Annotated in this window: 24 protein-coding genes; 23 read left to right on the top strand and 1 reads right to left on the bottom strand. The window is 35.8% G+C overall.

Features of this window, described 5'->3' with window-relative positions:
• The first annotated feature begins 13 nt into the window (after positions 1-13).
• From obgE to rsfS, 4 genes are read left to right on the top strand one after another with little or no spacing between them, the layout of a single operon-like run.
• On the top strand, positions 14-1300 hold the full coding sequence (gene obgE, locus T375_RS02570; RefSeq protein WP_033154119.1) for a GTPase ObgE: 1287 nt from the start codon (positions 14-16) through the stop codon (positions 1298-1300).
• 12 nt (positions 1301-1312) lie between these two features.
• Complete coding sequence (gene yhbY / locus T375_RS02565; protein ID WP_033154118.1) at positions 1313-1600, top strand: ribosome assembly RNA-binding protein YhbY; 288 nt, start codon at positions 1313-1315, stop codon at positions 1598-1600.
• 10 nt (positions 1601-1610) lie between these two features.
• Positions 1611-2798, top strand: coding sequence for a nicotinate-nucleotide adenylyltransferase (gene nadD, locus T375_RS13400; protein WP_081821938.1), 1188 nt, complete (start codon positions 1611-1613; stop codon positions 2796-2798).
• A gap of 14 nt (positions 2799-2812) precedes the next feature.
• A complete protein-coding gene (gene rsfS, locus T375_RS02555; protein WP_033154117.1) occupies positions 2813-3160 on the top strand; it encodes a ribosome silencing factor in 348 nt (115 codons plus the stop codon).
• Positions 3161-3208: 48 nt separating this feature from the next.
• Here rsfS and lexA read toward each other — a convergent pair whose 3' ends face one another.
• The gene (lexA, locus tag T375_RS02550; RefSeq protein WP_044934479.1) at positions 3209-3823 is read right to left on the bottom strand and encodes a transcriptional repressor LexA; all 615 of its coding nucleotides are present in this window, start codon (positions 3821-3823) and stop codon (positions 3209-3211) included.
• Positions 3824-3993: 170 nt separating this feature from the next.
• Between lexA and T375_RS02545 the strand changes: the two genes are divergently transcribed.
• The 19 genes from T375_RS02545 (at position 3994) to T375_RS02445 (ending at position 21561) form a co-directional block, all read left to right on the top strand.
• Positions 3994-4323, top strand: coding sequence for a LysM peptidoglycan-binding domain-containing protein (locus T375_RS02545; RefSeq protein WP_049960253.1), 330 nt, complete (start codon positions 3994-3996; stop codon positions 4321-4323).
• Positions 4324-4390: 67 nt separating this feature from the next.
• Complete coding sequence (locus T375_RS02540) at positions 4391-5137, top strand: lysophospholipid acyltransferase family protein (protein WP_044934476.1); 747 nt, start codon at positions 4391-4393, stop codon at positions 5135-5137.
• A 27-nt stretch (positions 5138-5164) separates the two neighbouring features.
• Positions 5165-5713 carry a DUF3990 domain-containing protein gene (locus tag T375_RS02535; protein WP_044934473.1) on the top strand — a complete coding sequence of 183 codons (549 nt, stop codon included), beginning with the start codon at positions 5165-5167 and terminating at the stop codon, positions 5711-5713.
• A gap of 75 nt (positions 5714-5788) precedes the next feature.
• On the top strand, positions 5789-6526 hold the full coding sequence (locus T375_RS02530; RefSeq protein WP_044934469.1) for an alpha/beta hydrolase: 738 nt from the start codon (positions 5789-5791) through the stop codon (positions 6524-6526).
• 23 nt (positions 6527-6549) lie between these two features.
• A complete protein-coding gene (locus T375_RS02525) occupies positions 6550-6786 on the top strand; it encodes a hypothetical protein (protein ID WP_044934467.1) in 237 nt (78 codons plus the stop codon).
• Between the two features lie 97 nt (positions 6787-6883).
• Positions 6884-7894 (top strand): LytS/YhcK type 5TM receptor domain-containing protein, encoded by a 1011-nt coding sequence (locus tag T375_RS13070; RefSeq protein WP_049960252.1) that lies wholly within the window; start codon positions 6884-6886, stop codon positions 7892-7894.
• A 120-nt stretch (positions 7895-8014) separates the two neighbouring features.
• Positions 8015-9475: a carbon starvation CstA family protein gene (locus T375_RS02515; protein WP_044934464.1), complete on the top strand. Its 1461-nt coding sequence runs from the start codon at positions 8015-8017 to the stop codon at positions 9473-9475.
• Between the two features lie 194 nt (positions 9476-9669).
• Positions 9670-10605, top strand: coding sequence for a hypothetical protein (locus T375_RS02510; RefSeq protein WP_044934461.1), 936 nt, complete (start codon positions 9670-9672; stop codon positions 10603-10605).
• Positions 10606-10621: 16 nt separating this feature from the next.
• Positions 10622-12001 (top strand): radical SAM/SPASM domain-containing protein, encoded by a 1380-nt coding sequence (locus T375_RS02505; RefSeq protein WP_044934458.1) that lies wholly within the window; start codon positions 10622-10624, stop codon positions 11999-12001.
• Positions 11994-12944 (top strand): hypothetical protein, encoded by a 951-nt coding sequence (locus T375_RS02500; protein WP_044934456.1) that lies wholly within the window; start codon positions 11994-11996, stop codon positions 12942-12944. Before T375_RS02505 ends, T375_RS02500 begins: the two co-directional genes overlap by 8 nt.
• Positions 12945-12967: 23 nt before the next feature.
• Positions 12968-13492 carry a 2'-5' RNA ligase family protein gene (locus T375_RS02495; RefSeq protein WP_044934454.1) on the top strand — a complete coding sequence of 175 codons (525 nt, stop codon included), beginning with the start codon at positions 12968-12970 and terminating at the stop codon, positions 13490-13492.
• 226 nt (positions 13493-13718) lie between these two features.
• Positions 13719-14399, top strand: a complete 681-nt coding sequence (locus T375_RS02490; RefSeq protein WP_044934452.1) for a DUF6796 family protein — start codon at positions 13719-13721, stop codon at positions 14397-14399.
• Between the two features lie 37 nt (positions 14400-14436).
• Complete coding sequence (locus T375_RS02485) at positions 14437-14829, top strand: hypothetical protein (RefSeq protein ID WP_044934449.1); 393 nt, start codon at positions 14437-14439, stop codon at positions 14827-14829.
• A gap of 265 nt (positions 14830-15094) precedes the next feature.
• Complete coding sequence (locus T375_RS02480) at positions 15095-16633, top strand: hypothetical protein (protein WP_049960251.1); 1539 nt, start codon at positions 15095-15097, stop codon at positions 16631-16633.
• 172 nt (positions 16634-16805) lie between these two features.
• A complete protein-coding gene (locus tag T375_RS02475) occupies positions 16806-17639 on the top strand; it encodes a Cof-type HAD-IIB family hydrolase (RefSeq protein WP_044934446.1) in 834 nt (277 codons plus the stop codon).
• 711 nt (positions 17640-18350) lie between these two features.
• Positions 18351-18785 (top strand): recombinase family protein, encoded by a 435-nt coding sequence (locus T375_RS02460; RefSeq protein WP_242839254.1) that lies wholly within the window; start codon positions 18351-18353, stop codon positions 18783-18785.
• Between the two features lie 121 nt (positions 18786-18906).
• Positions 18907-19590, top strand: a complete 684-nt coding sequence (locus T375_RS02455) for a hypothetical protein (protein ID WP_044934437.1) — start codon at positions 18907-18909, stop codon at positions 19588-19590.
• A 230-nt stretch (positions 19591-19820) separates the two neighbouring features.
• Positions 19821-20540, top strand: coding sequence for a hypothetical protein (locus tag T375_RS02450; protein WP_044934434.1), 720 nt, complete (start codon positions 19821-19823; stop codon positions 20538-20540).
• A 283-nt stretch (positions 20541-20823) separates the two neighbouring features.
• Positions 20824-21561 (top strand): hypothetical protein, encoded by a 738-nt coding sequence (locus T375_RS02445; RefSeq protein WP_044934431.1) that lies wholly within the window; start codon positions 20824-20826, stop codon positions 21559-21561.
• Positions 21562-21618: the final 57 nt, after the last annotated feature.

The following is a 21618-nucleotide window of genomic DNA, read 5'->3' as shown; positions in this document are numbered from 1 at the left end:
TAAGGAGATTTTTATGGCATTTGCTGATAGAGCAAAGATTATTATAAAATCAGGTAAGGGTGGCGATGGTCACGTTAGTTTCCGTCGCGAAAAATATGTACCAAACGGTGGTCCAAATGGTGGCGACGGTGGTAAAGGTGGAGATGTAATTTTCGAAGTAGATCCAGGCCTTAACACACTTACAGATTATAGACATCGTAGAAAATTTGCTGCAGCTCCAGGTCAGGAGGGTGGCAAAGACAATTGTCATGGCAAAAATGGAGAGGATTTAATCCTAAAGGTTCCAGAAGGAACAGTTATCAAAGATGCCGAATCAGGAAAGGTTATTGCAGATATGTCTGGCGATAACAAGCGTCAAATCGTTCTTCCTGGTGGTAAAGGCGGACTTGGAAATCAGCATTTTGCAACTTCTACAATGCAGGCACCTAAGTATGCAAAGCCAGGTGTAGATGCAATTGAATTAGAGGTTATCCTTGAGCTCAAGGTTATAGCTGATGTAGGTCTTGTAGGTTATCCAAACGTTGGTAAATCAACATTTTTATCACGTGTAACAAATGCAGACCCTAAAATTGGAAATTATCATTTTACAACACTTAGCCCAAATCTTGGTGTTGTTGATGTTGATGATATAAATGGTTTCGTTATTGCTGATATTCCAGGCCTTATCGAAGGTGCATCTGAAGGAATAGGATTAGGTCATGAATTCCTTCGCCACATCGAACGAACAAAGGTTATCATTCATATGGTTGATGGCGCTTCTGTAGAAGGTCGTAATCCTGTTGAGGATATTAAAACTATCTCTGCTGAGCTTGAAGCATATGATTCAGCGCTTCTTAAAAAGCCACAGGTTATCGCAGCCAACAAAATGGATGTAATCGGAGAGGAATCTAATCAGGTTCTTGAAGAATTAAAAGCAGAATTTGAGCCTAAGGGTATCAAAGTATTTGCTATTTCTGCAGTTAGCGGTCAGGGCATTAAAGAACTTTTATACGAGGTCGTAAGACTTCTTGATACATGTGATGATGCTCCAATCGTTTATGAGCAGGAGTTTGATCCTACAATCAGAGCATTCAATGATGAGCCTTACACAGTAGAAATTAACGATGAAGGCGATTACGTTGTTGAAGGACCACGTATTGAAAAAATGCTTGGATACACTAACCTTGAGTCTGAGAAGGGATTCTTATTCTTCCAGAACTTCCTCAAAGAGCAAGGCATCTTGAAGGAGCTTGAGGAAAAGGGTATTCAGGAAGGCGATACGGTTCGTATGTATGGTCTAGTATTTGATTACTACAAATAAAGAGGTATAGAAATGACAAATAAACAGAGAGCTTATTTATCATCTTTAGCAGCCGATATGAGCCCTATTTTACAAATCGGCAAGGCTTCACTTACACCAGAATATACAAATGCTGTTGATGAAGCTTTAGAGGCTAGAGAGCTTATAAAGATAAATGTATTAAAGAATTGTTTTGATGATCCTAAGGAAATCGCTCAAGTATTAGCTGAGCGTACACGTGCAGAAGTTGTTCGTGTTATCGGTCGCAAGATCGTGCTTTACAGAGCTGCTAAAAAGCCTGTTATTAAGCTTCCACAGTAAAGGAGACATCATGAGAATTGGCATTTATGGTGGTACATTTAATCCGATTCATAACACTCATATAGAAATTGCGCAGGCTGCTAAAAGGCAGTTTGACTTAGATATTGTCTATTTCCTTATTTCGGGCACACCGCCTCACAAGGATACTAGTGAGACAGTTGCTGATTTATGCAGATACGATATGGTGCGCCTTGCAATCGAAGGCATCGACGGGCTAGAAATAGACGACAGAGAAATATATAGAGCTGGAAAAAGTTATTCTTATATTACATTTACAGAATTACATCAAGAGCACCCTGATGATGAATTATTCTTCATTATGGGTAGCGACAGCCTTATCAATTTCAAAAATTGGGTTAAGCCTGAAATCATTTCTCAGTATTGCAATGTGCTTGCAGCGCCTAGAGCTGGGGATGATATGGATAAAATAGAGCAATCTATCCATGAATGCAAAAATATCTTTGATGGTGATTTTTTCTTAATTGATTATATTGCAAACGATATTGCATCCTCATCAATAAGAAACAAAATCAGAATAAATCTAGATATTAAAAATCAGATGCCTGAAGCAGTTTATAACTACATTCTTGAGCATAATCTTTATGCCCCTGATTCATACACCATGGAAGACGTCATGCGTCTTGATGATGAAATGAAAAAGGAGTTAAAAGTAAGTAGATATGTTCATACCATAGGAGTAGCTCAAACAGCATATAGCTTAGCAATAAAGTGGAATTATCCAGCCATAAACGCTATGGTTGCTGGTATGCTTCACGACTGCGCAAAATGCATCTCAGATGAAAAACGTATCAGCGTATGTGAGAAAAACAATATTCCTATAACTGATATAGAGTATAAATATCCTCACTTACTTCACGGCAAAGTTGGAGCCTATTACGCCAAGGAAAAGTATGACGTAAAGGACAAGCAAATCGCTCATGCGATTGAAGTTCATACTACTGGATGTCCAAATATGAGTTTATTAGATAAAATCATATTTGTAGCAGATTATATTGAACCAGGCCGTGACAAGCAGCCAAGGTTAGATATTATTCGTTCTGTAGCCTATAGCGATTTAGATTTATGTGTATATATGATTCTTGAGGATTCTGTTAACTATCTTAATAGCAATCCTGATATGGTAGATCCAACCACAATAGATACGTTTAATTATTATCGTAAATTACTTAATAAATAGAAGAGAGGTACAATATGGATTCAAGAGAAATGGCAAAACTCGTTTGCAAAGCACTTGACGATAAGAAAGCTATCGATGTTAAAGCTATCGATATTTCAAATGTAAGTATCATGGCTGATTATTTCATCGTTGCTTCTGCATCAAACCAGAGTCAGATGAATGCAATGCAGGACGAAGTAGATAGAATTCTTTACGAAAACGGAATTCACGCTAAATCTATCGAGGGTAACAGACAAAGCACATGGGTACTTATGGACTACGAAGATGTAATTGTTCACTTATTCTCTGAGGAAGATAGATTATTCTACGATTTAGAAAGAATTTGGAAAGATGGCATCCTTATTGATGCTGCAGACTTATAGAATTAATAAAAGCCAATCCGAAAGGATTGGCTTTTTTCATAGCTAAAATTAGAAGAAACGGAAAACACCGAATACTTTACCAAGGATTTGACAGTCTGGAACAATGATAGGATCCATAGTGTCATTTTCAGGCTGTAAACGAATGTGTCCATCCTCTTTATAGAATGTCTTAACAGTAGCGCTGTCATCTACGAGAGCAACTACCATATCACCATTTTTAGCAGTGTCTTGCTGCATAACAATAATAGTGTCTCCATCAAGAATACCAGCATTAATCATTGACTCACCCTTGACACGAAGCATGAAAGCCTGCTGATTAGGCATGTGCTCAGCTGGAATAGGGAAGTATTCATCGATGTTCTGAACCGCAAGAAGTGGCTGACCAGCAGCAACATTTCCAACTACAGGAACATTGACTACCTCACGACGAACAATATTAAAATTATCATCAACGATTTCAATAGCACGTGGCTTTGATGGGTCACGCTTGATATATCCGTTCTTTTCAAGAGTCTCCAAATGAGAGTGAACAGATGATGTGGATTTAAGATTACATGCATCACAAAGCTCTCTAACAGTAGGAGGATAACCTTTATTTAAAATTTCTTTTTTAATAACTTCAAGGATTTCGCGCTGTTTTGCAGAAATTTTTCCGTATGCCATAGGAAAGGCTCCTTTCTTTTTTATTAATTTTACAATAGCACAAAGAACATACTTTTGCAAACACATTTTCCGAAATTTTGTTCGAAAAAAGTATTGACAAAACGAACGTTCGGATTTATATTGATACCAGAACAAAGGTTCCGAACATTTATTTTGGAGGGTTTGATATTATGAAGGTATATAACAAGTCAGAACGTATCGTTAGAAATAGAAAAATCATGTTATTAGCTGCTATCATTGCTTCTTTATTGTTTGGTTTTATTCTCTTTTCAAATAGAGCAGCAGCTGAAACAAATCGTCAGGTTTACACTTATTACACCAGCTACGAAATCCAGCCTGGTGATACTTTGTGGTCAATTGCAGATCAATTCATGGGGCCGGATTATACTGACAAACAGGATTTCATCAGTAATATTAAATCCATGAATCATCTTCTGGACGATGATATTACAGCTGGGAATTATCTCGTTATCGAATACTCTTCATACGATATGTTGTAGTAAGTATTCACAGGGCTCCCCCATTTATGGTACTATCATATATAGAGAATATGGATAGGGAGTTATTATGATTCGTTTTTTTATAGCAATTCTATTTAACGCAAAGCGTGGACCTGAAATAGTTCCTACTATGCGTAAAATGATAAAACATAAAGAAAAATACCCAGAGAAAACAAGATACGCATATGCACTCCGACTTATACGTTATCTTAAGAAATCAGCCAGAATTACCACAGAGGTATATGGCACAGAAAACCTTCCTGAAGAGGGCGGATATGTGATGTATCCAAACCATCAGGGCAAATACGATGCTCTTGGAATTATGTATGCGCATCACAATCCATGCACCTTCGTTATGGATAAGGCCAAATCATACGGTTTCCTTGTTCGTGAGATGGTTGATTTGCTTGGAGCCAAGCGCCTAGCATTGGATGACGTACGTCAAAACGTTCGTATCATGGCTCAAATAGAAGAGGAAGTAAAGGAAGGAAAGCGCTTCATTCTCTTCTCCGAAGGTGGATACGCCAGCAATGGTAATATTGTCCAGCGTTTCAAGCCAGGCAGTTTCAAATGTGCAATGAAGGCTCAGGTGCCTATCATTCCTGTTACACTTATTGATTCTTACCTTGCTTTTAATAGCTTTAAGCCTGGTCCAGTTACAACAAAAGTAATATTTGGTGAGCCTATTTATTACGAAACCTACAAAGATATGAAGACCTATGAGGTTGCAGATATCGTTAGAAATACAATTATTTCTACCATGGAAGAATTTGGAGTATATGTAAATAATCCAGAAAAGGATCCTGAGTATTAATCTGCATTTGAAATACAGGTATATGATATGAAGTTACATCTTTTCCATACATCCTACGAAGAAATCAAAAATCCGGACATTCATCACGGTCGCAAAAACGCCGATTTTGGTCAGGGTTTCTATACATCTGATGATTCAGACTTTGCAGGACGTTGGGCCCGTGAAAAGGCAGGATATGGCATCATAATTAATAAATACGAACTGGAATTAGATGGACTACATATTAAGGAATTCAGTCGTAGCTCAGAGTGGGCAGATTATATTTTCAACAACCGTGCCGCCAAAGATGACTATTTATCTGAATACGACGTTATAAAAGGTCCCATCGCAAACGATACTTTGTACAATACCTTTGGCATTATAACTAGTGGCTTTCTTTCCAAAAAAGAAGCTCTTGAGCTACTTATTCAGGGCGGATGTTACTATCAAATAGTATTAAAGACTGATAAAGCAGCAGCTCATCTGAAATGGATTAGTTCAGAAATCCTCAGTCACGAAAAAGCGCTTAGCTATCAAGATATTGTTAAAAAGGAAGAGGAAGAATACCAGGAAGCAATATCTCAAATACTTTCATAAAATGCTGTAAAAATGCTCCGTAATCATTTAAAATGGTTTCGGAGTTTTTTAGTTAAAATATAAAGGGGGACAATAATGTTTATTACTGATGACGGCATTAAGCTAAATGCAAAGCTTGATATGCCTACAAATGGGGCTACTAAATGTCCACTATGTTTAGTATTTCATGGATTCACAGGACACATCGAGGAGGACCACATCCTTGCAGTATCAAAAGGATTAAATGAAGTTGGAGTTGCCACTTTAAGAGTAGATTTATATGGTCACGGCAACAGCGACGGTGAATTCAAGAATCACAATCTCTATAAATGGCTTAACAACATTCTTACAGTTGTAGATTACGCTAAAACTCTTGATTTTGTTACAGAAATGTATATGTGCGGCCACTCACAGGGAGGTCTTGCAGTTACACTTGCTGCAGCAATGGAAAGGGATACAATTAAGGCTTTAATTCCACTTTCTCCAGCTTATGTTATAATAGAAGGAGCAAAACAAGGGGATTTGTTGGGGCAGCCTTTCGATCCTGATAACATTCCAGATATGCTTCAGTCATGGGATGGAAGAGAGCTCAGTGGCAATTATATAAGAGTTGCTCAATCCATTGATTTAGATGCAGCCATAAAGAAATATTCTGGCCCAGTTCTAATTGTTCATGGCGATGCAGATGAAGCTGTACCTGTAGAATACGGAATTGAAGCATCGAAGAAATTCGCTAACTGCACATTGAAGCTTATACCTGGTGATACTCATTGCTATGATCACCATCTTGATCAAGCTGTTGAAGCTGTAAAGGAGTTTGTAAAGGGTTTATGATTTAATTGCAAGGAGGGTAAGTTATGAATGTAGCTCTATACTATTTAATTGGTTTACTTGTCTTATTTATTGCAGTAGTGTTTATTGGATGGATTGTAAGAAAGATTGATTATAAACTACAGGTTCAAGGCAAGATACCTGAGCATAAAATCAAAGGAGATATTCCTTTTGAAAATCCTTCAGAAGAAATAAATGCACAAAATGATATGACATTTGCAATAGAAGGCCAAAGAGCTGCACACCCTCAACCACCAAGATAATACTTTAGGACCTATTCATAGAATAGGTCCTTTTTTCACACCTATTGCAACTTGTGGCGCTGGGACGTAAAATAAAATATGTAAAAGGAGACGACTTATGGAATTATGTTATGACATGGTAATAAATATAGGGCTACTGGCGTTAATTGCTCTAGCTTTGACAAAAATTCCATATATTGACCATATTTTATGCCAAGATAGCGGTCACGCCAAGCTAGGACGGTTTGTGCTTGGCGGAATTTTTGGTGGATTTTGCATATTTTCAACCTGCACTGGAGGTGTCGTCCAAGGTGCCATCCCCAATACAAGAGTATTGGGGGTTTTAGCTGGCGGGCTACTTTGTGGACCAATAGTAGGAATCACAGCAGGAACTATAGGTGCTATTCATCGATTTCTATTTGATCCACATGGATTAACTACATTGGCTTGCGCATTTTCTACATTTTTAGAGGGAATACTGTCAGCTGTCATATATCAGGTTCTTAAAAAGAAGAATTATACATTAAAATGGACCACGCTACTTGTAATTACAGCTGCTGCGGAAGGGTTTCATATGATAAATCTTTTAATATTCGTGAAACCATTTTCCATAGCAATAGAAATCGTAAAGACGTTAACAATACCAATGGTAATAATTAATTCCATAGGTATGCTTTTATTCTTTTCAATTTTTAAAGATGTATATATGAGACAAATGCTTCAAGCAGATAATGAAAGACTTGAAACAATAAACAACGATTTACTTGAAAAGACAAAAGCCAAGCAAAAGATTGGCCCTTTTGGATTGCAGGCAGGAGATCACACAGAGCTTGTAGAAGCTGATAATATCTATTACATCGAGGCCATTCATAAAGGAGCAAAAATATATTGTAAAAACCAGGCTTATTATAGCAATGAGCCACTAATTGAATGGGAGAAGAAACTAGAATCTGACGACAACTCATTTGTAAGAATTCATAGAAGCTATATTGCAAATCTTACAAAAGGTGATTCCTTACAACCAGATGCCAATAACGGATATGCACTTTGTATGAAAGATGATAATCATACTATTATTCCAATCAGCAGAAAAATAATCCATGAAATAAAGGACTATTATAGCATGTAAATCAGTACCTGTTTTTAGCATTTCAGTCCAAACCCGTTGTTGTAGGTAAAATTAGATACTATACTCCAAGTTAAGAGATGTCCTTATAGGACAAAATAAATGTAACGGGGGTGAATGTATATGATTAGTTTTATTATTTGTCTGGCAGTACTTATAGGAGGGTACTTTGTCTACGGAAGAGTGATAGAAAAACTCTACGGACCAGATGATAGACAAACGCCAGCCGTGAGAATCAATGACGGCGTCGATTTCGTTGTAATGCCAAAATGGAAGCTATTTTTAATCCAGCTTCTAAATATTGCAGGACTTGGTCCAATTTATGGTGCATTGGCAGGAGCGCAGTGGGGAACTTCAGTATTTCTTTGGATCACACTAGGTACCATTTTAGCTGGTGGAGTTCATGATTTTTCTGTAGGATTTATGAGCATGCGTCATGATGGAGCCAGCGTATCAGAGCTTACAGGTTTATACCTTGGAAATGTAATGAAGACTGTTATGCGCATATTCAGCGTCGTACTTCTTGTAATGGTAGGTACAGTGTTTGCAGTTGGTCCTGCTGGTTTGATTTCTTTATTAATTGGAAATCAGGGTGGTACAGGTCTTCTGACTAACACGTATTTTTGGTTGGCAATCATCTTAATTTATTATTTCATTGCCACATTTATTCCAATCGATAAAATCATCGGAAAGTTTTATCCAGTATTTGGTATATGCCTTATCGTTATGGCTTTTGGTGTAGCCATAGGTATTTTTACACACGGTTATACCATTCCAGAGATTCAGTTGGCCAACTTACATCCAGATAACACACCAATATGGCCAATGATGTTTGTATCAGTTGCTTGTGGTGCTATTTCAGGTTTCCATGCAACTCAATCACCACTAATGGCTCGTTGCTGTTCTTCAGAAAAAGAAAGCCATATGGTATTCTACGGTGCTATGGTTAGTGAAGGTATCATCGCTCTTATCTGGGCAGCAGCAGGTAGTGCAATTTATGCAACGACAGGAGGCCTTACAACAGGCTTAACAGCAATGCTTGCAAATGGTCAGGCTACTTGTGTATACGATATTTGTACAAAAACAATGGGTGGTTTCGGTATCGTATTAGCAATGCTAGGTGTTATAGCATGTCCTATTACATCTGGTGATACAGCTTTCAGATCTGCACGACTTGTAATCGCTGACTGGTTCAAGATTGACCAGAAGCCATACCTTAGCCGTCTGTATATTTGCGTTCCACTTCTTGCAGCCGGTGCACTGATTAGCCAATTAAACTACGGTGTAATCTGGAGATATTTCAGCTGGTCAAATCAGACACTTGCAATGATAGCTCTTTGGACCGCATCAATGTATCTATATAAAAATGCAAAGAATTACTGGTTCACAGCAGTTCCTGCAACATTTATGTCAGCAGTTTCTGTCACATATTTCTTCTGTGCGCCAGAGTGCTTACATCTATCAACAAAAATAGCTTATCCAATAGGAATAATTGCAGCTGCTGTTTTCCTTGGATTATTTATAAGAGCTACATTAAAAGAACATGATACAGTTTCTCATTTCAAGATGATGCATCACGTATGATATAATGCGAATAAATAGGAGCCGATAAGGTAAGCATATAGTACAAATCAAAACACTTATGGTTGATTAGAAATTTTCAATCATAAGTGTTTTTTATATACATCTCTCAAAAATATGGTAATTTACGCTTTAAATTATGCCTAAAAACAACTAAAATAAAGACAATTAATGACGTTAGAAGACGAGAAATTACAATGAAAAAGAGAAAAATCAAAGAAAACACAGAAAACCAAAAAATTATTAATAAAAAAATCCCAAAACATCTTAAAGAGATTCCTTTATATGAAACAGGCGAGGCTCTTATGAGTTCAGATTATTCATTCATAGGAGGCGTTATCTTATTTATAACAGGTATGATTTTCATATGTGATTTTGGTGATGATTCAATTCATTTGAAACCATGGGCAGCAGTGATTATGTATTTGCTGTTTCTCTTTGGATTATATTTAATCTTTGCAAGAAAGAAGGTTAGAGCATACAGAGAAAAACATATTCCTTCTATGGATGGCGATGGTATAAATTACCCTTGGTTTTTTGGAATAGAAAATAAGCACAGCTATCTTGAATGGGCTGATTCGGCACTTGCTGGTCACTATAAAGTTGGTCCAAGAGGCTTTGAATTTAGGCTTGGCTTTGAAAAACTAGTATTTTTCTATAATGTTGGTATATCAAAGGAAAGAACAGATTCCCAAAGAAGATATAATATCTTCAGGGAGCATTTAGTAGAATGTCAGCCTATGTTGGATCAACAGCTCCCTAAATTTACAAAGGAAAACATAGATTTTCTCGACAAACGTTGTTTTTACAGATACAGTCGAAGGAATCAATTTTTAGTTTTAGCTTGTAACACGGTAGCATTTTGGTTTTTCAGAGATGTTGGCGGAGAAACCGGAATTTTTCTTACATGTCTGGTGTGTGGACTAGTAGAATTCTTTATATTTTATTTCTTATTGAAGGGCGCATATTACAATTACCTAAATGAAAATAACATAAGAGAAGCACTACCAGATGATGTCGGCTTCATAAAAGATGATGGCATAGGCGTACTAAGGCCTTACTGGGGCTTTATTTACCTACTACTGTTACTAGCACTAAATTATGCACTCCAATGGCTTTTAATTTGGATGTAAAACAAAGGGAAAAATAATGATACGTGAAAAAATATATGAACTTCAAAAGTGGAAGGGTGTTGTACATACCACATGGAATCCTAATGGACCCGGTGTAATCAGAATTCATTTAATACCACCAAAATTCAAACCTTTCAAATTTGTTCCATCTGTTGTCATTTTAAATGGGCAAGATGTACTTCCGATAAATGAATCTTGGGCGATACTTTTAACCGAATTCATAAATGGTGTAAATGAATACGGTGATAGTCCAATGGATTCGGATGTTCTCGATGATATTTTATTAGACGCTTTTCATAGAGTAAGAGAAGTATACCCTACAGTTGATGACAAAATCTTAAGAGATGATTTAAAGACAATCATCGAAACATTTGATGCTATCGCAAGAAATCAGATACCCGCAATCGATATAGGGACTATGAGTTTAGCAGAGTATGCTCCTAATATGACTGCACCACATAGAATGGATTTAATGGTTTCTGCTATGGCAAAAGAAGGGCACTGGGCATGTAATCAGCATTGTCTTCATTGCTATGCTGCTGGCCAAAAATATGCTGAATCTAAAGAGCTATCTACAAATGAATGGAAAGCAATAATAGATCGATGCCGAAATGCTAGAATACCTCAGCTGACTTTCACAGGCGGTGAGCCTACCCTTAGAGATGATTTGCCTGAGCTGATTTCTTATGCAAGATGGTTTGTTACAAGATTAAATACTAATGGAATCTTACTTACCGATGAACTAGTCAAAAAACTGGTAGATGCAGAACTTGATAGCGTACAGGTCACATTGTATTCCCATGTAGAAGAAATCCATAATAATTTGGTAGGTGCCAAGCATTTCAAAGATACTGTGCAAGGTATTAAAAATGCCTTGGCAGCCGGATTGAATCTTAGTGTAAATACACCACTTTGTTCTTTGAATAAAGACTATGTGGATATGCTGGAATTTCTTCATAATCTAGGAGTTCGATATGTTACCTGTTCCGGATTAATAGTGACAGGAAATGCAACTTCCCAGGATTCAAGGCAATCTCAGCTATCAAGCAAAGAGCTTTATGAAATATTGAAAAATGCTAAAAATTATGCAGATAGCCATGATATGGAAATAGATTTCACATCTCCTGGATGGATTGAAGAAGATAAACTCGTAGAACTTAAAATGATAGTTCCAAGCTGTGGCGCATGCCTTAGCAACATGGCAATCACCCCAGATGGACAAGTGATACCTTGCCAAAGTTGGCTATCCTCTGATTCATTAGGAAATATGCTTACAAACAAATGGAAGGAGATTTGGAATAGCCGTAAATGCCGTAATATTCGAGCTAATTCGGCTAAAGCCGAAGGAATTTGTCCTCTTCGCATTATGAATTCAATGGAGGTGGACCATGAATAAAAGAATATTAATCAGGCTTGCTATATTATTTTTATTTATTATTTTACCTTTTACCAAGGTTGAAGCGAAGTCTCCTTTAGACCATATTCACAATTATGAAATAACAGTTGATGTACGAGAAGATGGTTCCTGCGATTTGATGTACAGAATTGAATGGGAAGTATTAGATAGTACAACAGATGGTCCGCTCACTTGGATTAAGGTTGGTATACCAAATAAATATGCTGATGAATTTGTAGCACTTACTGATAATATCTCAAAAATCAAATACTACGGCAATGGCGGAGATTATGTACGTCTAGACTTAGACAGATCCTACAAGGCCGGTGAAACATTGTACTTGGCGTTTTCATTACATCAGGCTAATCTATTTGAACTTAAGGAAGACGGAGCATACTACGAGTTTACTCCTGGTTGGTTCGAAGATACGCCAGTTGATGTAATTACCGTAAAATGGAATGCAACTAATGTAGAATCTGTAGAGGGAAATCCAGAGCTTATAGATGGATACTATGTGTGGACCAATAATGATGGTGGTTATAATCTTAGAGAAACGGTAAAACTAGTTTACGACGAGAATCAATACGACTATTTAGAGGGAAACATATCTGAAAGTGAATACTATTATACTCTGAGCCAAAAAAGACTACTTACAGTTTTAATTATAGTAATTCCAATAGTAGGACTTATAATTGCCATAATGTTAATTAGGAACTCTAAAGTATTCCGACAGGACGGTTATTCTTCTCAAAGAGGACTTGGTGCAAATTATCACAGAATTGTAACAAACACTCACCGTTCCAGCTCAGGAGGAGGCGGCTGTGCTTGTGCCTGTGCTTGCGCATGCGCAGGTGGCGGAAGAGCAGGATGCTCTAGAAAAGATTTCTATGGCACTAAGCTGTACACTAAGGATATCTATAAAGCAATTGAAAGTTATAAATAAGACAATCTATAGAAGAGGTGTAAATGTATTTAATATCAGCATATTTTGATAAAAATACAACTGAACAGCTTCAGGAATATATTTGCAAAATAGCAGAGGCATCAGGCAATAGTTTTATGCTAGATAATAACGTGCCTCCCCATATGACGCTAACCGCAATAGAAGCTAGAAGCATAGATGTACTGGTGCCTACTTTTGAAAATCTTAATAACAAATTACATGGCGGTGATATATCAATAATATCTGTAGGCCAGTTTATGCCGAAGGTGATATATGCTGCGCCATATTTAAATCAGTACTTGTTTCATCTTCAGCAGGATATATGCGAAGCTTTTGCTGATATTCCGGAAACCACTATCAGCAATTATTACAAGCCTTTATCATGGCTTCCACATATTACATTGGCCAAAACCTTAAATAAAAATCAAATGTCTAATGCCATAATGTGTATGAATGATTTTAAGGTGCTAAACGCTCAAATAGTACGTATAGGCCTTGCAAAGGTTAATCCTCACCAAGATGTTAGCGAGATATCCTTGAAAAAATGACATTTTATTAAATAAGGTTAGACATAACTAACTTTTGACGATATAATAAATATAGAGATAGAAGAGGAGGTGTTTACTATGACGCTTATTCAGATTCTTTCGATTATATTTATTGTTGGAGCTTTAATTTGGCAACAATATTATTTACGCAAACATAGACATTAAAGAAATTGAGGAAATACCAATGACAACAACAATGTTCTAAAACTATCTGGGGGATATTAGTATGAATAACCTTACATCACGCCAGAAGATTATGTTTGGCGTATATTCGATGATTTTAGCTATGATAGGTGATTATCTGCTGGGTTACAAAACATTTAGTACCTCCAGCTCACCTGAAGCATATATGGGAATCACTTGGAATGTAGTACCTGATTGGAGATATGCAACATCTTCTATATTAGGCTTTATGTGTGCTGCACTATTTGCCGTAGGTGCTGTGGAAGTAATCAGCGTATTAGATAAAAAATACAAACTAGGAAATTCAAAACTATTTAAACTCTTCAAAATAGCAAATTGGGGCGGTATTCTCTACTTCGCATTTATTCATATAGGAATATGTATGCTTCCCGTTGTATTCAACGCTGGAATGGAAGTAACTGGAGATGTTCAAACCTCTGTAAATATGGTTTTCAGAGTATTGAAAAGTATTGCAGTACCATTAGCTGTAGGTTTTATAGTATGTGATGTATTCGTAACTATAGCCTGGATTGGAATGATTCTAAAAAAGATGATTCCAGTTAAAATAATTGGAATCCTTTGTTGCCCTGTAATTACTGCACTTTTGGGTCAGCTTATGAATTACATTTCTGAAGGAGCCGATTCAGGATTTGAATCATTCGGATGGTTACTTATGTACTTGATTTGTGCGTTTTCTTTAGTTAATAAAGAGGAAAGAGTATAACTATCTGATATGACTATCGTTCAACAAGGAGAAAAAAGTGTCAATTCAAGGATTAAATCAAGCAGACAAAATAATCTCAATGGCTAAAGAAGGGGCTAACTGGAAAAAAATGCCTCAAAAAAAAGGTCCTAGAAAGAAAAAATACAAAGGATCTGAAAAATATATATGTAATAAATTTGGAAAAACAATAGTAGTATATAGTGATTACAATCCAGCTGAAATATTCTGGAACCCTTTAAATCTTTTATTTTTGATTCCTTTTATACCAATTATGGTTTTTCTAACTCTTGGGTATTATAAATACTTGAATGATAGCAAAGGCATATTATTTCTCATTTTGGATATTATTATTTTTATTTTATCTCTATGGACAATAGATATTTCGTTGCTAATAAAATATTTTAGATATAAAGATTTCGTTAGATATTAACCATCGCAAGAGCGATAATAAAACTTTTTCATATATCATTCTCCCTTTAAAGGCTGCCGATGAGGCAGCTTTTTTTATGTCTGAAACTAGAAATATCTGACTTACAAATCAACACTTTTTACAAAACCTGTCGGGACCTGTGCTCCTGAAATCATCATATTTTGCAAAAAATGTTGTTCTTTTTGCAGGATCATTTTTCTATAATGACTTCAAGCTCAAAACAGAGAGCAAGAAAACAAATTGAAAATAAGAGAGGAAAAGATAAATGAGCAAAACAAATAAGAATGTAGAAACAATACTTAAGAATGGTGACAAGGCTTTGTCTGGAATGCCTTATTTATACAGATCCAATGGCCTTCCAAGTGAGGTTTATGATGTCAGGATGAGGGAAGACATAAATGGTGAACTTCTGGAATTGGCGATAGCAGACACTGTCATCAGATACCCTTACTTTAGCGTCAAATTCATAGAAAAGGATGGAGATTTCTATGCGGTAAGGAATGAAATGAAGCTTGAGGCACATCACAAAGATGGATTTATCCCACTGGGCGGACATAGTAACAATTATCATCTCATGGGAGTTACATATTGGGAAAAGAGCCTTAAACTCTCTTTTCATCACGGACTTACAGATGGAAGAGGTGCAAAGACATTTCTCGAGACATTGCTCAGATTCTACAGTGATTATAAAAATGCTGACATGGGTGAATATGAGCAGATAAGAGAAGAACACCACTTGCTTGCATCTGAACTATCGGTAGCCGAACTTGCTGATCCGTGTGAAAAGAAGTATGAGCTAAATGGAAAAAGCATGAAGATTGAAGGCCTGTCCGACAAGGGATATAAGCTTCCTGAAACAAAGAATAAAGATGATCATAGGCGTTATGAGATCAGTTTTTCACAGAAACAGTTTATGGATGCCTGCAAGAGCATAGGCGCATCTCCAATCACATATCTGAGCATACTGATGAGCAAAGGGATAAAAGAGAGTTCTTTAGACTGTGATAAGACTATAGTAAGTAATTTCCCTATGGACGCAAGACATATATTAGGTTGTGATGACACCTTCAAAAACTGTGTTAAGAGTATGACTCTGCCTTACGGAAGAGAAGAGGAGAACCTTTCAGACAGTGAATTAGCTGCGAAATATAAAAGGCTTCTCAATGCCCAGAAAGAGCATGATTACTGTGCAAAAGAATTTAATAATATCAATATGCTTCTGAGTGTTATAGGACATTTTCATTCATTTGCAGGAAGACAGAAACTCCTTGGATTCATGGAAAATCTTGCGCTGGACACTTATCTTATAAGTTACATAGGTCAGTTTGATATGCCGGGTGAACTTGTGGATGAGGTACACCTGTACTCAAACTGTTCAAGCGGTCTTGTGCTAAATATGACATGTCAGAGTGGAAAATTTATCATTGATCTGACACAGGATTTTTCGACTGACAAATATGTAAATGCACTTAGGAAGCAGTTTGAAAAGGCAGGAATAGATTTGATAGTATCTGATGAAATCATATTTGAAACGCCATTTGATGAACTCTCAGAAATCATAACATCACCGGCAGATACTGGGGAACAAGTAAGAGACTGGCTTGATAAGTTTGTTGCTGCTGCAAAGGCCTCATCGCAGGCTGCAAAGGAACGTGTAGAAGCGGCCAGAAATATGAGCCCTCAGGTTACTGCGCTATATTATGATGCTGCATCAGGCACAATGAAGAGCTTTGATCCAACAAAGAATACTCAGGAAGAGATGCAGAAACTAGTGGAAAATGCTCCATCATTGTTTATTTCGTAAATATTCAAATATAATAATGAACAAATATTGAAAATATGGTAATTAAAGCTTTCTTTAGGCTGTTAAATCAACTAAAATAAAGACATTGATAAATCGAAGTTTATGGGGCGAGGAAAAACTATGAAATATCGCTAGCAACGGAGAGACATTATATTTTTTAGGGATTTGAAGCATGGGAAAAATTCTATTTATAGATGTAGATGGCACATTGGTAGATTATGAAAATAATCTACCAACATCTGCAGTGGATGCAATTAGAAAAGCAAGGGCAAATGGACATAAGGTATTTATTACTACTGGTCGCAGTAAGGCTGAGGTGTATTCGAATATCCTAGAAATTGGCCTTGATGGAATGATTGGTGGAAATGGCAGCTTCGTAGAGTCTGATGGCAATGTAATTATGCATCAGCTGATTACTTTAGAGCAGTGTAGACACATTGTTGATTGGCTTCATGAAAGAGGGCTGGAGTTTTATCTTGAAAGTAACAACGGGTTGTTTGCAAGTGAAAACTTCGAAACGGGAGCCCTTGATGCAATCAGAAAATATTCGGCAGGCAAAGGCAAAGAAAATGCTTACGGATTGACAGTTAGAGATGTGTTCCCTGAAATGATTTTTGACGGTGATCTTTATAGGGATGATCTCAATAAAGTCAGCTATGTGCTTGGTTCTTACCAGGATTATCTAGATGCGCAGGATGAGTTTCCAGACTTGCAAAATAGCACATGGGGAGGAGCTGGAGAAGCAGTTCTTTTCGGTGATTTCGGTGTAAAAGATATTACCAAGGCCCATGCCATAGAAGTGCTCCTAAATCACCTTGGAGCTAGCAAAGTAGATACAATTGCATTCGGTGATGCTGAAATAGATTTACCAATGTTTGAATGCTGTAGCTACAGTGTCTGTATGGGCAATGGCCGTGTTGCGGCAAAGGAAGCTGCAGATTATGTCACAGATTCAGTTGAAAATGATGGATTATACAAAGCCTTTTGTCATTTGGGATTAATATAATCATTTTTATAATAAATTATAAAGAGGTAGTGATTATGAAAAACAGAATACAGCGTATAATTCAAGGTTTACTGTGGGTTATCACAATTGTCCCAGCGGCCTATGTAATGAAGCATTGCATAATTGCATTTTTTAATGGAACATATCATGGATTCAATAGTGATGAAAAGATTTATGGTTTTAATGCATTTGTAGATGTACTACTCAGTTTTATAGCATTTGAATTTATATTTTTTGTTATATGGTTTATAAGCCTTGTTATTACTATCGTATATACGATTAGGATACATAAGAGTTTTGAACAATTACACGTCTGATTTGAATACTGTGCTTTGTGATCTTTAGATGATGCAGAGTTTTTTGGATGGGGGGATGTTTATGACAGATGTATTTACAGATATTATCATACGGATTGAAGGGTGGGGATATGTACTGATTCCTGCTTTTTGCATTATTATGATGGTCCTTTTGCGTAAGAGATGGATCTACTCTCTTTGCCACGGTTGCAGTGACTGTCTTTTATGCGTGGGTGGAGCTAAAGTTTATAAATTACAGGGCCCAGTTTTCTACTGATGTTGGGGGCATAGCTCTTGCGCAGCTTATTTTCCCTGGGCTGTACATCATTTTGGGACTTTTTTTTTTACTTATAGGTCTCATTGTCCTGACAAAAAAGAAAAATGGAAGACGTGGAGAGGAATATAAGGTGCGCCTTTGACAAATAAAGGGATCACAAATGTGACTATCGTTCAACGCACGAATGAATCTAGGCAAGATATTGACCGACAAAAGCGAGAGCTTAAAGCGTTGGGCGTGTTACATGATGAGTTCATATACTGGGAGTATGAATCAGGCACTAAAACTGATAGAAAAGAGTTTCAGAAACTTTTAAATGTTATTGAGCCAGGAGATACAATTATCGCTACAGAGGTTTCACGTCTAACTCGTTCTACGAAACATTTATGTGAAATCATGCAGATTGTACAATATAAAAAAATCAAGCTTGTAATAGGCAGCTTTGTTGTAGATTGCTCTGCAGATGAAATTGATCCAATGACTAAAGATATGCTTATGATGTGGGGTGTCTTTTCTGAAATGGAACGAGATATTATTTCGCAGCGCTTTAAATCAGGTAATGAGAAGGCTTGAAGAAAGGAAGTATAAATCAGAAGGATATTTGTCTACACTTATGAGAATGGGGCCAGACTGGATTGATAGTTTAAAAGAAAATAAGGGTATAAAAAAAGGAACTTGAAAGTAAAGAAGCTAAATGAATAATATAGGAGACCTTGACATAAATTTTAATGAGTTATCAAATGTATATGAACTTGATGTACCTGATTTTGGAAAATGTAAGCTAGTATTAGAAGGGAGAAGACATGGTGCTATCAATCTGGTTAATCATAGATGGTGTGTCTACAGCATAGAATCTGAGAAAAATTATCCTTTTAATTATACACACCTCATATTAATTCCACAGAAAGTAACAGAGAATATTAGAGATAAAGTTAAAAACAGAGTTATTAAGAACGGTGACGGAGTAGCAAAGTATGCTCCATTCCCGCATATTGATGGTAAAACTGGTAATATTCATTCTAATTCTAAAGAAGATGATTATAATGTAGCTACTTTAGATAAGAAAGAGGTTTGTCAATTAGTATGTTGCTATGATGGTCACTCAGGACCGTCGATAAAGAATCACTATGATAAGCCGTTGGGTAGTGAGGGATGCTATTATAGATATAGAGAAAACTATAATTGTAAAGGTGGAAAGAATGAAGAAATAAGTGATGGTGAAGATTTTTTCGTTCCCAAAGCAGCTTACTATCCGTTATACGACGAGAATAAAGAAGTGATAAATAAAGTGAGTTTTGAAGGAGAAAATGAGGAATTATATAAAATAATGGAAAGTATATGGCAAAAATTACATGCGTCCCACGATAATGAGAAATAGTGTTTCTGTAAGTCTATATAGTAATGCATCAACAGAATCATATGATAAGCCCAAAGGTCAAATCTGTAATTTGATTAAGAAAAAACATGATATTCCAGGGAATGCCGTATATTTAACTTATCGTCCTGTGAATGACTGGGGCTGGAATGGTAGCAATTTTTAATAAATAGAATAATTGTACTAATAGAATCAATCTATAACTAATCTATCATGTATTGAGAGGTATAAATATGAGTATTAAAATAAATCCTTATCCTGTTTTGGAAGGTATAACACGTATTCCACATACAGTTTCAATTGTTGAGGATGATAAACATCATTGTTATAACTTTGAAGAACAAATATATGGCTTCTTATCCGGGTTTGATGTTACATATCAAACAGCTAAATTTATGCTAGAAGAAGGTTATCTAGTCGTTCTTACCCCAAAGCCTAAAGTAAATGATGTGAGATCCGTAGACACCATAATGAATAGAGTAATTTTAGATTTAAAAGATTATTATAAAGATAATATAGCTTATTATGATGGGAATGCCGAATATTGTGGCTTTTATCTTAAATCTTTTAAACCAATAGCGTTTGTGAAGCCATACAAAATTGATAATTATTACTTATTTGAAAATGTTCAGAAGAATTTATATTCAGGAAATAGAGTAGCAATAGGATTTCGTTACCATGACATAGAAAATGATCCCGATTTAATTAATATTCTAACAAGTACAGATGAAAAACTGCTCTCAATTATTCAAAAAGAGATTGTTTCTCGTATTCAATGTGAAGAGGGAGATAATGTTATTATCGACGATATATCAAATATAGAAATTGATAATCAAATATGTTTTGCTAAGTATGTCTTTGAATTAAAAAATAATCAACTAAATGACAAGACATCTACATCAAATTCTACTCTTAATAATATTTTTTTGAAATTATTGAAGCGACTAAAATAGAGCACTGTATACAAAACAAAAGAAGAGTTTATATCAAAGATAGAAAGCTTGCAAAAAACTCCGCTATTCTTTAAAAGTCTAAGGAATTGATTGATAATATATATGATTCCACAAAAAAGCAGCTGTTGGAAATACAACGTCACAAAAAGTGAGAGGTCATAGCACAACACCTGCTTCTATATAATATAGTATCAACAGTATATCAAAACCACAACCTATACATTTTTAAGACAATAAATATTATTAAAGCAGAGATAAATAAAATATAAAAAGGAGACCAGCTATGCCTAATGATATCCTAAAAAAACATATAAATAAAAATATAATATTTGCTGTCACATATTTAGCATTTTCTTTTTTAATGTTTTTAATATGTGCGTATAACAGTTATGCTGATATAAAACTAATCTTTTCTTTCTTTTCAATTATATTAATGGCACTCGGTATAAAACGGCTCGGATTGGCTCTAATGCTGTATCTTCGCACAAGAGCTGGTCAAAAAAAGGTAGAAGTTTTTATTCTATCCGCAGCTCTTATAATGTATTTTTTGGCAGAAATTTTTCTTACATTCAATATATTGCCTAGTTTTCTAAATAATAATATGGTTATTGTACTCATACTGACTGTAACATCAATATTAAATTCAACTGCTATCATTTATTCAGTTGAAGATTGTAGAAGCATATATGAAGCACAGTGCATATTAAACGACAAAAAAGATTTGGATTATAGAAAACTATATTTAACAAATCTTGATGACCCCATTGCATGTAATAAGGCTCTTAATCGGTTAGCAACAGCGATGCTATTTATTAGCTACTTTACAATGATGTGCATTATTTGTTTCAACGGAGAATATTCGGATTTGAAAAATAATATCATCAATGCAATCATAAATACAGAAGCAGTGATATCTATTTCCTTTTTTATTGCTTCAACTTATTTAAAAGAACAATTAAAAAAAGATATAAAAAATGTAAATAACACTCTAAACATTGAAGACTTAAATAATGCAGATTGATATCTTTAATCTAAAAAATAATTATCTACATATGTATATACATGTGTTCACTAAAAT

Source organism: Pseudobutyrivibrio sp. LB2011, from assembly GCF_000701765.1.
GTDB lineage: Bacteria > Bacillota > Clostridia > Lachnospirales > Lachnospiraceae > Pseudobutyrivibrio > Pseudobutyrivibrio ruminis.
Note: the sequence above shows the minus strand (reverse complement) of the source record. Positions and strands in the feature narration are given on the sequence as shown.

What these genes read in the sequence shown, in the direction of transcription:
- T375_RS02445 (WP_044934431.1), top strand. Translation starts at nt 20,824, where the DNA reads ATGCCTAATGATATCCTAAAAAAACATATAAATAAAAATATAATATTT.
- T375_RS02495 (WP_044934454.1), top strand. Translation starts at nt 12,968, where the DNA reads ATGTATTTAATATCAGCATATTTTGATAAAAATACAACTGAACAGCTT.
- rsfS (WP_033154117.1), top strand. Translation starts at nt 2,813, where the DNA reads ATGGATTCAAGAGAAATGGCAAAACTCGTTTGCAAAGCACTTGACGAT.
- T375_RS02475 (WP_044934446.1), top strand. Translation starts at nt 16,806, where the DNA reads ATGGGAAAAATTCTATTTATAGATGTAGATGGCACATTGGTAGATTAT.
- T375_RS02515 (WP_044934464.1), top strand. Translation starts at nt 8,015, where the DNA reads ATGATTAGTTTTATTATTTGTCTGGCAGTACTTATAGGAGGGTACTTT.
- T375_RS02455 (WP_044934437.1), top strand. Translation starts at nt 18,907, where the DNA reads ATGAATAATATAGGAGACCTTGACATAAATTTTAATGAGTTATCAAAT.
- T375_RS02500 (WP_044934456.1), top strand. Translation starts at nt 11,994, where the DNA reads ATGAATAAAAGAATATTAATCAGGCTTGCTATATTATTTTTATTTATT.
- T375_RS02450 (WP_044934434.1), top strand. Translation starts at nt 19,821, where the DNA reads ATGAGTATTAAAATAAATCCTTATCCTGTTTTGGAAGGTATAACACGT.
- T375_RS02525 (WP_044934467.1), top strand. Translation starts at nt 6,550, where the DNA reads ATGAATGTAGCTCTATACTATTTAATTGGTTTACTTGTCTTATTTATT.
- T375_RS13070 (WP_049960252.1), top strand. Translation starts at nt 6,884, where the DNA reads ATGGAATTATGTTATGACATGGTAATAAATATAGGGCTACTGGCGTTA.
- T375_RS02480 (WP_049960251.1), top strand. Translation starts at nt 15,095, where the DNA reads ATGAGCAAAACAAATAAGAATGTAGAAACAATACTTAAGAATGGTGAC.
- lexA (WP_044934479.1), bottom strand. Translation starts at nt 3,823, where the DNA reads ATGGCATACGGAAAAATTTCTGCAAAACAGCGCGAAATCCTTGAAGTT.
- T375_RS02535 (WP_044934473.1), top strand. Translation starts at nt 5,165, where the DNA reads ATGAAGTTACATCTTTTCCATACATCCTACGAAGAAATCAAAAATCCG.
- obgE (WP_033154119.1), top strand. Translation starts at nt 14, where the DNA reads ATGGCATTTGCTGATAGAGCAAAGATTATTATAAAATCAGGTAAGGGT.
- T375_RS02490 (WP_044934452.1), top strand. Translation starts at nt 13,719, where the DNA reads ATGAATAACCTTACATCACGCCAGAAGATTATGTTTGGCGTATATTCG.
- T375_RS02530 (WP_044934469.1), top strand. Translation starts at nt 5,789, where the DNA reads ATGTTTATTACTGATGACGGCATTAAGCTAAATGCAAAGCTTGATATG.
- yhbY (WP_033154118.1), top strand. Translation starts at nt 1,313, where the DNA reads ATGACAAATAAACAGAGAGCTTATTTATCATCTTTAGCAGCCGATATG.
- T375_RS02540 (WP_044934476.1), top strand. Translation starts at nt 4,391, where the DNA reads ATGATTCGTTTTTTTATAGCAATTCTATTTAACGCAAAGCGTGGACCT.
- T375_RS02510 (WP_044934461.1), top strand. Translation starts at nt 9,670, where the DNA reads ATGAAAAAGAGAAAAATCAAAGAAAACACAGAAAACCAAAAAATTATT.
- T375_RS02545 (WP_049960253.1), top strand. Translation starts at nt 3,994, where the DNA reads ATGAAGGTATATAACAAGTCAGAACGTATCGTTAGAAATAGAAAAATC.
- T375_RS02505 (WP_044934458.1), top strand. Translation starts at nt 10,622, where the DNA reads ATGATACGTGAAAAAATATATGAACTTCAAAAGTGGAAGGGTGTTGTA.
- nadD (WP_081821938.1), top strand. Translation starts at nt 1,611, where the DNA reads ATGAGAATTGGCATTTATGGTGGTACATTTAATCCGATTCATAACACT.